The 14,659-nt window shown below is 52.3% G+C and carries 13 protein-coding genes; 7 read left to right on the top strand and 6 right to left on the bottom strand.

The window, feature by feature from the left end; all coding sequences use genetic code 11:
* The first annotated feature begins 39 nt into the window (after window positions 1-39).
* The 3 genes from ACN4EK_RS04440 to ACN4EK_RS04430 all read left to right on the top strand — a co-directional run bounded on the left by ACN4EK_RS04440 (window position 40) and on the right by ACN4EK_RS04430 (window position 1,435).
* A complete protein-coding gene (locus ACN4EK_RS04440; RefSeq protein WP_431656281.1) occupies window positions 40-354 on the top strand; it encodes a hypothetical protein in 315 nt (104 codons plus the stop codon).
* A gap of 155 nt (window positions 355-509) precedes the next feature.
* A complete protein-coding gene (locus ACN4EK_RS04435; RefSeq protein ID WP_431656280.1) occupies window positions 510-1,004 on the top strand; it encodes a universal stress protein in 495 nt (164 codons plus the stop codon).
* 20 nt (window positions 1,005-1,024) lie between these two features.
* Window positions 1,025-1,435: a nuclear transport factor 2 family protein gene (locus tag ACN4EK_RS04430; RefSeq protein ID WP_431656279.1), complete on the top strand. Its 411-nt coding sequence runs from the start codon at window positions 1,025-1,027 to the stop codon at window positions 1,433-1,435.
* 11 nt (window positions 1,436-1,446) lie between these two features.
* Here ACN4EK_RS04430 and ACN4EK_RS04425 read toward each other — a convergent pair whose 3' ends face one another.
* On the bottom strand, window positions 1,447-2,508 hold the full coding sequence (locus ACN4EK_RS04425) for a DMT family transporter (RefSeq protein WP_431656278.1): 1,062 nt from the start codon (window positions 2,506-2,508) through the stop codon (window positions 1,447-1,449).
* Window positions 2,509-2,738: 230 nt separating this feature from the next.
* Between ACN4EK_RS04425 and sppA the strand changes: the two genes are divergently transcribed.
* Both sppA and aroH read left to right on the top strand, forming a co-directional pair.
* Window positions 2,739-3,575 (top strand): signal peptide peptidase SppA, encoded by an 837-nt coding sequence (sppA, locus tag ACN4EK_RS04420; protein WP_431656277.1) that lies wholly within the window; start codon window positions 2,739-2,741, stop codon window positions 3,573-3,575.
* Window positions 3,576-3,733: 158 nt separating this feature from the next.
* The gene (gene aroH, locus ACN4EK_RS04415) at window positions 3,734-4,168 is read left to right on the top strand and encodes a chorismate mutase (RefSeq protein ID WP_431656276.1); all 435 of its coding nucleotides are present in this window, start codon (window positions 3,734-3,736) and stop codon (window positions 4,166-4,168) included.
* Window positions 4,169-4,313: 145 nt separating this feature from the next.
* Here the strand turns inward: aroH and ACN4EK_RS04410 are convergent, their stop codons facing one another.
* On the bottom strand, window positions 4,314-5,867 hold the full coding sequence (locus ACN4EK_RS04410) for a pentapeptide repeat-containing protein (RefSeq protein ID WP_431656275.1): 1,554 nt from the start codon (window positions 5,865-5,867) through the stop codon (window positions 4,314-4,316).
* Window positions 5,868-5,967: 100 nt separating this feature from the next.
* On the opposite strand from ACN4EK_RS04410, the gene ACN4EK_RS04405 reads away from it, so the two are divergent.
* On the top strand, window positions 5,968-6,807 hold the full coding sequence (locus ACN4EK_RS04405) for a prephenate/arogenate dehydrogenase (protein WP_431656274.1): 840 nt from the start codon (window positions 5,968-5,970) through the stop codon (window positions 6,805-6,807).
* A 44-nt stretch (window positions 6,808-6,851) separates the two neighbouring features.
* Here the strand turns inward: ACN4EK_RS04405 and ACN4EK_RS04400 are convergent, their stop codons facing one another.
* Together ACN4EK_RS04400 and ACN4EK_RS04395 are read right to left on the bottom strand one after the other, a co-directional pair.
* Entirely contained in the window at window positions 6,852-7,760 is a 909-nt protein-coding gene (locus tag ACN4EK_RS04400) for an ABC transporter ATP-binding protein (protein ID WP_431656273.1), read from the bottom strand.
* A gap of 101 nt (window positions 7,761-7,861) precedes the next feature.
* Window positions 7,862-9,025 (bottom strand): hypothetical protein, encoded by a 1,164-nt coding sequence (locus tag ACN4EK_RS04395; RefSeq protein WP_431656272.1) that lies wholly within the window; start codon window positions 9,023-9,025, stop codon window positions 7,862-7,864.
* Between the two features lie 94 nt (window positions 9,026-9,119).
* Between ACN4EK_RS04395 and crtD the strand changes: the two genes are divergently transcribed.
* Window positions 9,120-10,688, top strand: coding sequence for a C-3',4' desaturase CrtD (gene crtD / locus ACN4EK_RS04390; RefSeq protein WP_431656271.1), 1,569 nt, complete (start codon window positions 9,120-9,122; stop codon window positions 10,686-10,688).
* On the opposite strand, the gene cbiD is transcribed toward crtD, so the two are convergent.
* Together cbiD and katG are read right to left on the bottom strand one after the other, a co-directional pair.
* On the bottom strand, window positions 10,685-11,764 hold the full coding sequence (gene cbiD / locus ACN4EK_RS04385) for a cobalt-precorrin-5B (C(1))-methyltransferase CbiD (RefSeq protein WP_431656270.1): 1,080 nt from the start codon (window positions 11,762-11,764) through the stop codon (window positions 10,685-10,687). The genes crtD and cbiD overlap by 4 nt on opposite strands.
* Before the next feature lie 358 nt (window positions 11,765-12,122).
* Window positions 12,123-14,465 (bottom strand): catalase/peroxidase HPI, encoded by a 2,343-nt coding sequence (katG, locus tag ACN4EK_RS04380; RefSeq protein WP_431656269.1) that lies wholly within the window; start codon window positions 14,463-14,465, stop codon window positions 12,123-12,125.
* Window positions 14,466-14,659 lie beyond the last annotated feature (194 nt).

The raw sequence follows: 14,659 nt of genomic DNA, 5'->3' as shown, positions 1-14,659 counted from the left end.
CCATGCTGCTCTAATTGATCTTTGCGAACGGAGTTGCCCATGAAACCGAATGAATTGCTGTATCGACAGTTGGAATTAATTACTGATCCGATCGCAGACTCGCGCGGAAGTCAATCGATCCCTCAACATTGGCTAAGTAAAGCTTGGCAATTTTTGACGAATCTATTAATGGTGCGATCAGAACTGCAAATTATTCAAACTCCCGATCGAACTGGACAACTGTGGTGGTACATCTATGATCCATCAACCGGACAAACTGCCTGGTTGGAGTCGGAAGATGAGGTCAGAATTTGGATTGAGAAACGCTATTCTCGTCCCACGTTTGAGCGTCCCCACAATATACGATTTTTGTGAATTTCTTGTGGTAGCAGCCAGCTAATTAGAGTTGTGAAGGACTTTGTTTAAGGCAGTGGACTTCACAGCTCACTGAACTTGGTGCATCTCCAGCACAGGGATTTGATATGATTACCACAACCCGAAGCAACTGAGTGTTGAAGGATCAGGTTGGCATGTTTCAAAAAATTCTTGTGGCGATCGATCAATCCGAAGTCAGCCAGCAAGCATTTGATGAAGCGATCGCGTTGGCAAAAGCCACCCATGCCAATCTGATGCTGGTTTATGTGTTGTCGCCCCTGGGTCAGGAGTACACCAGTCCAGTTTTTCCCTCCGATCCCTCCTATCCTGGGTTGCAGGCTGAAGCGATGCGAGTCCATCTGCAACAATGGGAAACTCTGGAAAAACAGGGTCTCGAATTTCTCAAATCCCGCGCAGATAGGGCGATCGCGGCGGGAGTTGCGACCGAATTTACCCAATCCCTGGGTGAACCAGGGCAAGCCATTTGTGAACTTGCCCGGATTTGGGGCGCTCACCTGATCGTGATTGGGCGGCGGGGCTATAGTGGCTTAACGGAGCTATTACTCAGTAGTGTGAGTAATCATGTTGCCCATCATGCCCCCTGTTCCGTTCTGATTGTGCAGCATCCTGAGCCGGTCAGTGCATCCTGAGTTTACTCACCGATTACCGCATGACTACCTCACCGATGTCAGACCAATTCCACCATACCTTACAGGTTGGTCAGCAAGCCTTTCAGCATTTTCAACAGGGCTTAGCGACTGGGGATTGGCAAGCATTTTTAGCCATGCTCACGGATGACTTCAGCTTTTGGTTTCCGATCGGGCAGTATCATGGCTTGAATGTGGGCAAAGAGCGAGCCAGGGAATTTTTTCAATATGTGAATGAAGTGTTTCAACCCGGATTAACGCTGACCCTCGATCGCGTGACCAGCAATGAAACGACCGTAGTGTTCGAGTTCCGGGATCAGGGTAACATGTGGGGCAATCCCTATAAAAATCGGATTGCGGTATCCTTCGATGTCCGGGGCGATCAGATTTGTGGATATCGAGAATATTTAGGCAGCGACGGCAAATCCAATTAACGATCGCCAGCCTATTCCTGATCCACGGCAGTAACGGCAACTTGGGTGGGTGCGATCGGGGTGTCGGGATCGGGAGAGGGTTGAGGCTCCTCACCGGCTGTCAGCGATCGCAGTTTCTGCATTAAAGTTTCTCGTTGATTAATTAAATAAATGCTGACTAAGGTTAACCCTACGCCTGCCCATTGGATCGGACTCAGCATCTCACTCAGAAACAAATTACCGAATAACAGAGCAAAGATGGGCGTTAAGAAGGTCAGCGAACTGAGACTGGTTAAACTACCACTAGAGGCAAAGTAGAAAAACAGTCCGTAGGCGATCGCGCTACCAAAGATCGTCGAGTAGCTCATGGCTATCCAATTCGACCAATCCAAATTTACCCACTGATCCACCTCTCGTTGGGCAGACAGCGCAAACAAGGGTAAACCACCTAGGATCATGTGCCAACCCGTTGCGGCTACCGGATCGGCATGACGGCTCACATAGCGCATTAATACGGTGCCCACAGCCATCGACAGGGCAGCGAGGAGCATCAGCCACTGCCCATTCTGAAACAAATCATGGAGCAGATTTACGCCCAACTGCAACCCATCAAACCCAACATTGCCCTGAAATAACCTGATAATCCATTCCTCCGGCAGTCCCAGTAGACTAATGCCGCCAATGCCCAACGCCAGACCAAACCACCCGATCGCCCCAATCTGTTCCCCAAATAGCCAGAGTGCCATGAGTGCCACGGCGATCGGCTGCGAATCAATCATCACCGAACCCAGACCTGCCCCCGTCCGCACTAAGCCCTCTGCCAAAAAGCCCTGGAACAAACTACCATCGACCAGTGCAAACAGCGCAATCCATAACCAGGCTGTCCAGCCTTTGGGTTGAGGTCTGCCCATCAGCACCGCACTCAGGAGTACCAACATCCCAGCGGGTACCAGCCGAATCCCTGCCATAAACAGGGGGGTGGTATGGGGAATCACCCCTTTCATTGCCACCATGGCTGTGCCCCAAAAGAAGAAGGGGGCGATCAACAGCAGGGGAGCAAAGGGAAGGCGGGATTCAGTCAGTTTGGATGGCATGAATTTGCTCGGGAACGCTAGAGGATGATCCATGAATGGATCGATCGCTTTCCTCGATTGTACTCAATCTTATACTTATGTTAAGTATCTGATCAGACTAGCTTAACAATAGGAGATAGGGGAGATAAGGCAGATGCAGCGGATAGGGGTAGGTTAAGATCCGAGTCCCATTCGATCTCTGAATCTCCCTGGCTGGTGAGTGACTGTTAATTTACTGCATACAGACAACTATGATTTGGTTTCTAAAACGGCGGTTTCGCAAACAAATAGCCCGGATTGAGATTAATGGCGCGATCGCGGGAGGAACACGCAAGCGGGTACTGGAAGCCCTCAAAACGGTCGAGGAGCGCAAGTTTCCGGCACTGCTCCTGCGGATTGATAGTCCGGGGGGAACGGTGGGGGACTCGCAGGAAATCTATGAGGCGCTCAAACGCCTGCAAGCTAAAACGAAGATTGTCGCCAGCTTTGGCAATATTTCGGCATCCGGTGGAGTCTACATCGGCATGGGAGCGCAGCATATCATGGCGAATCCCGGCACGATTACGGGTAGCATTGGGGTAATTTTGCGGGGAAATAATATAGAACGCCTGCTAGAGCGGCTGGGCGTATCCTTTAAGGTCGTAAAATCGGGTCCTTATAAGGATATCCTGGCCTTCGATCGCGAAATGACGGACTCCGAGCGGCATATTTTGCAAGAACTGATTGATATCAGCTATCGGCAGTTTGTGCAGACAGTGGCGGAAGCCCGGAATCTGGCAGTTGACACCGTTAAAAGTTTTGCCGATGGGCGGATTTTTACCGGACAGCAAGCGCTGGAGTTAGGGGTGGTCGATCGCCTGGGCACTGAGGAAGATGCCCGCCGTTGGGCGGCTGAATTAGCTGGACTTGATCCTGAGAAAACCACCTGCTACACCTTGGAAGAACGTAGACCTTTCCTGCGGCGGTTGGTCAGCGACGATCGGGCATCTACCCAACTCGCAAATCTGCCGGGACTCTCGGCTGGCATTAACTGGCTAGAGTTTGAACTGGAAACCAACGGTTTACCCCTGTGGCTGTGGCGACAATAAGCAAGTTACGATGCTGGACGGAATTTGTTGAAGTTTCAGTTACATCGCGATCAATATACTGACGTTTCGGGGATCTTCAGCCATGATCGGAAGGGGGTCTGATTTTCCCCTTATCTTCGTCGGCTACTATCGATCGATAGGATATTATCAACTCTGGTTTGGATTTATTTCTTGCAATTCGGGGAGGATTGGGCGTGGGTTGGCGAGTTCGAGCGATTCGTGGGGCTACAACTGTCTCAGAGAACACTGTTGAGGCGATTCGAGAAGCGGTACGTGAACTGTTAGATGAGTTGGAAGCCCATAACCACCTTGATCCCGATGAAATTGTCAGCGTGACATTTACCGTCACGAAAGATTTGGACGCGATTTTTCCGGCGGCGATCGCGCGGGAACGTCCTCACTGGGCGAATGTGCCGTTACTCGATGTGCAGCAGATGCATGTGGAGGGTAGCCTGGAACGGTGTATCCGCTTCCTGATCCACTTTAATACCCCCGATCCGGATGTAAAGATTTATCACCCCTATCTGCGGCAGGCGCGGAATTTGCGACCAGACTGGTCACTGACGCAGACGGCGCTTTCTTCAAAACGCTAACGGGAGTGTAGATCCATAACTGTGCCACTCAGTATTGGCTGGGTGGTTGTCTGATGAGAGGTCAGCGATCGTTATCCATCTGCCCAATAATCACACCAACCTGACTGGGTACGGTATTAAGCCCAAGCTGAGGAGTTTAGATATCCTATCGCTCGTAGTAAAAACTTTGGACAAATTCGATTAATGTCGTCAGTCCGGGAAGCACTATGGGGTAGTTTTGCAGTAGGGCAGTCGCAGGCAGAACGCTATCAGGGCTTTCGATCAGACGCTTGCCAAACATTGGATGGTTATAAATCACCAAACTATGATTACCAGAACTGGTGAGGGTCATTTTTGTGGGGGCTTGAAGAAATTCCAGTTGCTCCTGAATTGTTTCGATTTCGTCAGGCAGAGTAATCTCGCTGGCTTGGGCAAGGGTTTCAGTTAACGTGGTTTGGAGAAACTGAAACTGGAGCGATTGTTTCGCACTTTTGCCTGTACTGGCTGTCTGAATCATTTCCAATAAAGACTTAAAGTTGCGTTGGGTATTGACGGCATCCTTAAACGGCAGCACGGCGAGATACGCAGATAGAAATAATTGCCGATCGCTGCTCATTTCAAAGGTGAGGGTAGTCCGCCGCCGCCCGACTTGAATGTTGGGGGGGGTAAGCAGTTCGGAGTGTTGTTGTGCCAGTTGCCGATAGGCCGCCGCCAGAGCGTAGTGGGCTTCCTGGTTAAACGGGGCATCAACCACCAACTGCACTGTCGGGGGAGCTTCTTGGAAGAACACTTTGTAGTCATCGATCGTCAAGCGCTGAATGCTGCTCTGGTCGCCGTTGGGACTGAGATCAACCCATTCACAAATCATGCCATCGGTCTTCACACCAAAGCGTAATACGCCATGTAATTTGGCTCCAGTTAAGGTAGCGCCACTCAAATCAGCCCCAGACCAATCGGCATGAATTAAGTTGGCTCGGGTCAGGTCGGCATGGACGAGGATGGTGCCGAGTAAATTTGCTCGACTGAGATTCGCTCCAGTCAGGTTGGCACCACTCAAGCGGGCACCACTCAAGTCCGCCCAGCTTAAATCGGCACCACTCAAGTCCGCCCACCGCAGATTTGCCCCGCTCAAGTTAGCACCTCGCAGGTTCGCCCGACTTAAATTAGCCTGTCGCAGTTCAGTATGGCTGAGATCGGCACCACTAAAATCGGCACTACTCAGGTCAGTGCCATGCAGATTTGCCTGAGTCAGATTGGCGACGGTGAGGGTTGTCCACTTCAAATCCGCTCGACTGAGATTGGCATAGCTCAAGTTCGCACTTCTCAGCTTGGCATCTTTCAAATCCGCCCCACTGAAGTTGGTATAGCTGAGATTGGCACCGCTCAATTCGGCTCTGGTGAGTTCTGCCCGCACCAGCGAGGCCTGCGTCATCTCTGCCTTACTCAGGTCGGCGAGGGAAAGATTCGCCACATTCAGGTTGGCTTCGGTCAAATTGGCGCGGCTGAGGTTGGCACCACTGAGTTTTGCTACGTTGAGCTTGGCGCGACTGAGATTCGTATCGCTCAGGTTGCTACCACTTAGGTTAGCGACGCTCAGATTACTGCCGCTCAAATTTGCCCCGCTCAGGTTGACCCCGCTCAGGTTGGCTTCACTCAGGCTTATGGATGGAAAATTGCGCTCACCGGCAGCGTACTGTTTCAGAACTTCCTCGGGTTTCATCAGGATTCCTTGTGCGACCCCTGGCTTTTTTTAGGCGACACCAATGCTAGTGTGCTCCGATCCGGGTCAAAATTAACCTGGTAGATGGTGTCAAAGTGGGATGAATATCGGAATTGTAGGACTTGGATTAATTGGTGGATCACTCGGATTGGATTTACGATCGCTGGGACATCGGGTTTTAGGCGTGAGTCGCAAGCCGCAGACCTGCGATCGGGCAATGGAACGGGGGGTGGTGGATGATGCCAGTATCAGCCCTACCTTACTGCAAACCACTGACGTGGTGTTTATTTGTACTCCATTAGGGGTGATGGAAGCAACGGTGCGGGAGTTAATTCCCCATTTGTCGCCGGAAACGATCCTGACAGATGTGGGATCGGTTAAGGGTTGGGTGGTGCAAACGATCGAACCCTTGTGGGCAAACTTTGTCGGTGGGCATCCAATGGCAGGCAATACCGAAAGTGGGATTGAGGCTGCACAGTATAACCTGTTTGTGGGAGCACCGTATGTGTTAACTCCTACAACGGCAACACCGTCTGCCTCAGTGCAAGTGGTCGAAGAGTTAGTCCGTCCCTTGCAGACTAAGATTTACCACTGTACACCAGAGGATCACGATCGGGCGGTGGCTTGGATCTCGCATCTGCCCGTGATGATTAGTGCCAGCTTAATGCAAGCCTGTTTAAGTGAGGCAGATCCAGAGGTTCTCACCCTGGCGAAGGCGTTGGCGAGTTCCGGCTTCCGCGATACCAGTCGAGTCGGCGGGGGTAATCCGGAGTTGGGCATGATGATGGCTCAGTATAACCAGATGGCGTTACTGCGATCGCTGGCTGCCTATCGATCGCAATTGGATCAGATCATCACCTTAGTCGAACAGGAGGACTGGTCGGGGTTAAAGGATCGCTTAGCCCAAAATCAACAAACTAGACCAGAATTCCTCAAATAGGGTCAACTCCCCCAAAATTGGGGGTTGGGGGGCAGTTCGGATTCTTATCGATTCTCGTCCCGCCGCTCTTGGGTGACTTCCAGATAGATATGTTCTAGCCGGACGGGTTGCCGAGAGATGGAATCTAAGGGGATACCCTCGAAGCAGGTGATGATTTGGGACAGATCCATTCCCTCGGGTAGCCAGAATGCCAGGTCACTCCCGTAGTACCGATGGGGAAAGCCGAGATCCTGGGCACGGGCGATCGCGGCGGTGACGGCGGTGGTCTGGACGGTAATAATCTCTTGGGCGGCAACCCGTTGGCGGAGTTCTGCTAGAGTTCCCTCCGCTAAGAGTCGTCCTTGTTTGAGAATGCCAATCCGGTTACACAACCGTTCTGCTTCATCGAGCAAATGTGTGGTTAACAGAATCGTCATGCCTTCGCGTTGCAAGCGGCGGATTAATTCCCACAAATCATACCGGGCTTCGATATCCAGTCCGGTGGTTGGTTCATCTAAAATCAAAAGTTTGGGTTGATGCACTAGGGCGATCGCTAAACTGAGTCGGCGTTGCATTCCACCACTTAAGGTTTCGGCGGGAGCGTAGGCTTTATCAGTGAGTCCAACCGCCGCTAAACACAGTTGGACACGGTGGCGATTTTGGCGACCTCTCAACCCATAGAGACTGGCAAAGAAACTCAGGTTTTCGGCACAGGTGAGGCTACGGTACAGCAGTGTTTCTTGGGGAGCTACGCCAATTATTCGTTTGGTCTGCTCGGAAATTGGTTGTCCATGCAGGTGAACGGTACCGCTATCTGCCCGTAACAGGTTGCATAGAATATTGATCGTAGTTGTTTTACCCGCTCCGTTGGCTCCTAACAAGCCATACACTTCTCCTGCCGCGATCGTCAGATTCAAATGATCGAGTACAACCCGGTTGCCGTAAGTTTTCGTTAAATTCGCGATCGTCAGCACAGTAATAAATCAATGAACCTTAACAAACAACAGTAAACAATGAACGCTTAACAGTCACCAATGTTCATCAGGGTAGGATGGTTCATTGCTCACAGAGCTGATTATGGATTGCTCATCGGCTGGGGGGTGAGAGAACGATCACTACGACCAAACCCTGAGGAGATGGGGGTTGGTTGAGCTTGCAGTTGGCGTACCTGGGTAAACCATTGGTCAATTTTGGTTTGAGCTTCTTGATACAAAGCCCGCCCGTAATAGATTTTTTGGGCTTCATCGATCGCCGCTTGTAATGATTCCAGATCGCCTTTGTTCGCAAGCTGTGCAGCACGATCTAAATAAGGTTGGTCTTCCTGCTGTTCAATCTGTTGTTTCCAGCGATCGATCAGTTGTTGGGCTTCCTCGTATTGCGGTGTGCCATAGAGGATATCTTCGGCGGCAGCAACGGCGGATTTGAGATCCTCGGTTCCGTTAGATTTCGCGAATTGATAGGCTCGTTTTAACTGGGCGGTTGCTTCCTGCTCCTGTTCTTGTCGCCACCGTTCCATGACGTTATCGGTTGAAAAGGTATCATTAGTCACCAGTTTGGTGGGAGTCGGCGGCTGCCGATCGCGGGCAACTTGCTTTTTGGCATCTCTGTCTGCCTGGATCAGTTCCATTAGCTCCTGGTAGCGAGTCGTTTGCCAATACTGGTTATCGATCGCTAACAAGCTCCGGGCTTCCTGAAAAACCGCGCTACCAGCGTCCTCCTCGATACTCCGCGCCACTTTAGTATAGATTTCCTCCGCCTTTGCCCAGGTGTCCCGCCAGTCACGGATTTTGGTTTCCGAGGTTTGAAACGCTGGGGTGGAGGGCGGAATTTGCTGAATCATGGCGATCGCGTCATCCAATCTGCCTTCCTGAAATGCGGCTTCACCCATCGCTAACAACTGCTCTGACCAGCGTTTGATCAGCCGATCACCCTCTCGGCGTAACGGATGGTCGGGAGATAGGCTGTTGGCTAACCGAATCGCTTTGGCTAAATCGGTACTGGTTTCGCGATCGGCGGCAAGCTGGGCACAGTACAACCGGGTCGATTCGGAGGTGTTGTCTGACTCATCAACGGACTGACAGCCAGAAAAATCCAACAGACTCAACTGGGAGAAGGCATACCAGCCAATGCCAAGCGGCACCGTCAACATCAGCAATGACCAAAGTTGCCAGGGCACTTGACCAATAAACTGGATGCCAGATCGCAAAGAGGTTTGCCAGGAGAAGGGTTCGTGCTGCATGAATCGACGGAGGATAGCGAAAAACCCTCAAACGTGGGCATGGAGACACTATACCGTAGTTTTGCAAACCCGTTGGATTCTCGATAGACTGAAGGTGAGCAAATTATTAAAAAATGTAAAGGTGACTATGCCAGGGCAGGGCGATCGCACATCCCAGCGAGTAGTAGTGATTGGGGCAGGCATTGGCGGGTTGACGGCAGGCGCACTGTTAGCCCATCGGGGGTATGCGGTGCTAGTGGTGGATCAGGCGGTCGTCCCCGGTGGTTGTGCGTCTACCTTCAAACGGCGAGGTTTTACCTTTGATGTCGGGGCGACTCAGGTAGCGGGCTTGGAACCCGGTGGCATTCATCACCGCATTTTTAGTGAATTAGAGATTGAGTTACCTCCGGCTACTCCCTGTGATCCTGCCTGTGCCGTTTATTTACCGGGTGAATCCACTCCGATTAATGTCTGGCGTGATCCAGAGCGATGGCGAGCCGAGCGGCAACGGCAATTTCCCGGTAGTGAACCATTCTGGCAACTCTTGGCCGATCTGTTTCGCTACAGTTGGGCATTTCAATCCCGCGATCCAGTGTTGCCGCCGCGTAACCTCTGGGATCTCTGGCAACTGACCAAAGCGGTGCGTCCAGATACGTTGCTAACCTTGCCCCATACCTTCTCGACGGTGGGGGATGCGTTGCGAGGCTATCGACTGGCAGACGACCGCCGCCTCCGCACCTTCTTAGATTTGCAATTGAAACTCTATTCCCAAGTGGATGCTGAATCAACGGCGCTACTGTATGCCGCTACAGCCTTAGGCGTGTCGCAAGCGCCCTATGGGTTGTCCCACTTAGAAGGAAGTATGCAGTCATTGAGCGATCGCTTAGTCACCGCCTTAGAGCGGGATGGTGGCAGGCTCCTGATGCGGCATACCGTCGAACAAATTTGTGCCAGCAATGGAACTGTGGCGGGAGTCGTGATCCGGGATCAGAAAACCGGCAAGGTGTGGACGGAAGCCGCCGATCAGGTGGTGGCAAATGTGACTGTACAAAATCTCATGTTGTTATTGGGCGAGCAGGCTCCCAACGGGTATCAGCAACGGGTGGAAAAACTTCCCCCGGCATCGGGGGCATTTGTGATTTACCTGGGCGTTGATCAATCAGCGATTCCATCCAACTGTCCCCCCCATTTGCAGTTTTTGTATGACTATGAGGGTGCGATCGGGGAAAATAATTCCCTGTTTGTTTCGGTCAGTCGTCCAGGCGATGGTCGCGCTCCCGCCGGGAAGGCAACGATTATTGCGTCGTCGTTTACGGAACCGCGCATTTGGTGGGATCGGGGAGATGGGGAAGATGAGGTCGCTCGGCAACGGTATGAGCAACTGAAGCAGCAATATACAGATCAGGCGATCGCGCGATTAAGTCAATTCTTTGAGCTGAATCAGGACACTATGGTGGTGGTGGAAGCGGCGACTCCCCGCACTTTTGCCCGCTATACTGGGCGCGATCGCGGGATTGTTGGTGGCATTGGTCAACGAGTGCCCACCTTCGGACCCTTTGGGTTTGCCAATCGTACTCCGATTCAGCATCTCTGGTTAGTCGGCGATTCTACCCATCCTGGTGAAGGTACGGCAGGCGTGAGTTATTCGGCACTGACCGCCGTCCGACAAATTGCAGCGAGCTAATTTGCCTCAATCAATTGAGTGGCGATCGCGTCCTGGGCAATCACCTGTCCCTGGCGGTTAAATAGGACAGTACCGATCGTGAGCACGACATCCCCATATTTTTTCACATACGCCTGTGCCTTCTGAGAAATCGTTGTGGCTAATGCAGGAAAAACGCTATTGGCTAAGTCGAGTTCAACTAAGCGTTGATAAGCCGCATCTGCTGTCCCAGCCGCTAAAACAGCTTCTATAGCAGATAGACTGCCTCCTACCCTGGCGACTGCGGCACTGATAATTTCCAATTTGGCATCCGCAAGGTGACTGGAGGTATTGAAAATGCCCCCCGCCAGCTTCACCAATTTCCCCTGGTACCCCAGCAATAACACAGATGCTGCGCCGCGTAAGCCAGCTTCGATGAGCAGTGCCCCAACCCAGTTGCCCGTTTGGACAATGGCGGCTTCTGGAACCCCCATCTGTTGGGCAATGTGGATGCCATGACTGCCAATGCAAAAGACTAAATGGGTGTGCGAATGTATTTTTGTTTGCAGCATCTGACGTAATTCCTCCAGGTGATCCTCGGCGGAAAGGGGCTGGGAGATGCCGCTTGTGCCCAACAGTGACAGTCCTTCCAGCACACCAAACGCTTCATTCGAGGTTCGTTGAGCCAGTTGCCGACCTTCGGGCATGACAATGGCTACAGTGACGGTTTGATCGGCAGGAATCAACGGTAGCAAGTTGGCTTCAAACAAACGGCGAGCATACCGATAGATGGCTGGATCCCCCGATGCCGTTTTGCCGATGCCTTCTCCGGCTTCTAGAATCAGAGGTTCTGATTGGCGGGGCAAAAGTTTGACCCAGGCCCAAAGGGGTGTGTTGCGAGTCAGGTCTAAATTATCGCCAGGGTCGCTGACGGTGATCGCCAGGGCACTGTTGATGTCCAGATGAGCAACTTGCTGAATCGGAATGGTTGCTTCGCCAGGTAAGAGATCCAGGGCGATCGTTGGCAGGGGGGCGGGGCGATCGCATTGCAGATGAACTAAGGCAGCTTTGGCTGCTGCGACCGCAAAAACAGGAAGGGTATAACCGGAACGTGCCATTGATACAGTTAATGGACTGGGCTGGGCTAAAACTGAATGATTCTACCAGACGATCTGTATCGTTGTGTTGGGCAGATGTTAAGGTGATTTCCAACTACCCGCCATTGGAAGGCGGCATTTCAACTGGTTCTGAAACGCCGCCCTCATGATTGTCTCTAGCTGTGTTGAGAATCGTTGCAGGTTTGCGTAGCCTGGATTTCTGATTACCTAACGATTGGTCGAAACTACGCTCAGGGTTGTGGATTAAATCAATCCTAAAACTGTACGGGCGGGTTTAGCAGACCAATCTGCACTCTGCAATAGATTTAACAGCAAAACCCACCCCTACCCAAGCTCAAACTAATTTGATTTCCATTCCTTAGAACCCTCGTGAAGAACTCTGGGCTTGGACGATGCGAAGGTCATAGCGATCGAGGTTCATCACCTTATCCCATGCCGCCACAAAATCATGCACAAACTTCTGCGACGAATCCGTACATCCGTAAACTTCTGCAAGGGCGCGGAGTTGCGAGTTTGAGCCGAAGATCAGGTCAACGCGGGTAGCGCTCCACTTGAGTGCGTCGGTTTTGCGATCGCGCCCCTCAAACTCATATTCCTCCTCCGAGGTTGCCTTCCATTTCGTGCCCAGGTCGAGCAGGTTCACGAAGAAGTCATTGGTCAACGTCTCTGGGCGATGGGTGAAGACACCATGCTTGAAGCCGCCATAGTTTGCACCCAGGACGCGTAAGCCACCCACAAGCACCGTCATTTCAGGGGCTGACAGCGACAGTAACTGCGCCCGATCCACCAGCAACTCTTCTAGCGATTCGCTGTGTTTGCCACTGGTGTAGTTGCGGAACCCGTCTGCGGTTGGCTCAAGGACGGCAAAGGATTCCACATCGGTTTTCTCCTGCGAGGCATCTGTGCGTCCCGGCGTGAAGGGAACCGTCACATCATGACCCGCATTCTTCGCTGCTTGTTCGACTCCTGCACAACCACCCAGAACGATCAAGTCAGCGATCGAAACCTGCTTGCCGCCAGACTGCGAGTTGTTAAACTCCTGTTGGATGCCCTCCAGGGTTTGCAGCACCGTTGCCAGTTGAGTCGGCTGGTTGACTTCCCAATCCTTCTGCGGTGCCAGACGAATCCGTCCCCCGTTTGCACCCCCGCGCATGTCGGAGCAGCGGAAGGTTGATGCCGATGCCCAGGCGGTCGAAACCAGTTGGGCAACAGACAGTCCTGACTGGAGGATCTTGACCTTAAGGGCAGCAATATCCTGGTCATCAATCAAATCATGATCCACGGGGGGAATGGGATCTTGCCACAGGAACTCTTCCTCAGGAACTTCCGACCCAAGATAACGCGATCGTGGCCCCATGTCGCGATGGGTAAGTTTGAACCATGCCTTAGCAAATGCCTCGGCAAACTCATCTGGGTGCTCCAGATAATGCCGCGAGATTGGCTCGTAGATAGAGTCCATCTTCATTGCCATGTCCGCCGTGGTCATCATGGGGGCGTGCCGTTTCGACGGATCGTGGGCATCGGGTACCGTCCCAGCGCCAGCGTCGCCCTTGGGTTTCCATTGCCACGCGCCAGCAGGACTCTTTGTTAACTCCCAATCATATTTGAACAGGGTCTCGAAATAGCTGTTGTCCCACTGCGTTGGTGTGGGAGTCCATGCACCTTCGATGCCACTGGTGATCGCATCGACACCAATCCCTGTGTTAAAGGTGTTCTTCCAACCGAGACCCTGCTCTACAATGCTGGCACCCCCAGGATCAGCACCAACGTGCGTCGCTTCGCCTGCACCGTGACATTTGCCGAAGGTATGCCCACCTGCCGTAAGCGCCACCGTTTCAGCATCGTTCATCGCCATCCGAGCAAAGGTTTCACGAATGTCGCGTCCTGAGCCCACCGGATCAGGCTCACCGTCTGGGCCTTCCGGGTTCACGTAGATCAAGCCCATCTGAACGGCGGCAAGGGGATTCAGCAGTACGCGATCGCCTTCGTAACGCTCATTGCCAAGCCAGGTTTTCTCAGCGCCCCAGTAGATATCTTCCTCTGGTTCCCAGACATCCACACGCCCACCCGCAAAGCCTAGGGTTTTGAAGCCCATTGACTCCAGAGCACAGTTGCCCGCAAAGATCATCAAGTCAGCCCAGGAGATTTTCTTGCCATACTTCTGCTTGATCGGCCAAAGCAACATACGGGCCTTGTCGAGGTTGGCATTGTCGGGCCAACTGTTGAGCGGCTCAAACCGTTGACTACCAGAGCCTGCGCCACCGCGACCGTCGCCAATCCGATAGGTACCCGCACTGTGCCACGCCATCCGAATGAAGAGTGGACCATAGTGCCCGTAGTCGGCGGGCCACCAGTCTTGAGAGGTGGTCATCAGCTCGAAGATATCTGCTCTCAATGCCGCGAGATCGAGACTTTTAAACTCCTCAGCGTAGTTGAACGCCTCATCCATCGGATTAGACTTGGCTGAGTGCTGGTGCAGGATGTTCAGATTCAAATAATTTGGCCACCAGTCTCGATTTGATGTGCCCAACCGAGACTGAGGTTTACCCATCACCGGGCATTGGCTGGTACTGTTAGCAACATTAGGTGTTGTGGCATTAGGTGTTGTGGACTGTGGTGTATTGGTTTCAATCTTTTCCGCGTTGCTAGATGCCAGGGCAGAGGTTATTGCCCGCCAGATTTCCATTAGCTTTCTGCTCATTGGGAACGGACATTTCATTTGGCTATCTGTCATAGTTTTTTTCCTATTGTGGTTTAGGTGTGTTTGTTTCTTCTCTGCAAACGATTTTTCCTAAACAAAGAGAATCGTTGGCAAAGATCTCTGCCGTTGCAAGTTCCTGCAAACCCATCTCTGCAAAAATCTGCACGGTTACCTGAGGGATACGCTGCCCCTAT

It is taken from the genome of Pantanalinema rosaneae CENA516, assembly GCF_050753385.1.
Classification (GTDB): Bacteria; Cyanobacteriota; Cyanobacteriia; order Leptolyngbyales; family Leptolyngbyaceae; genus Pantanalinema; species Pantanalinema rosaneae.
Note: the sequence above shows the minus strand (reverse complement) of the source record. Positions and strands in the feature narration are given on the sequence as shown.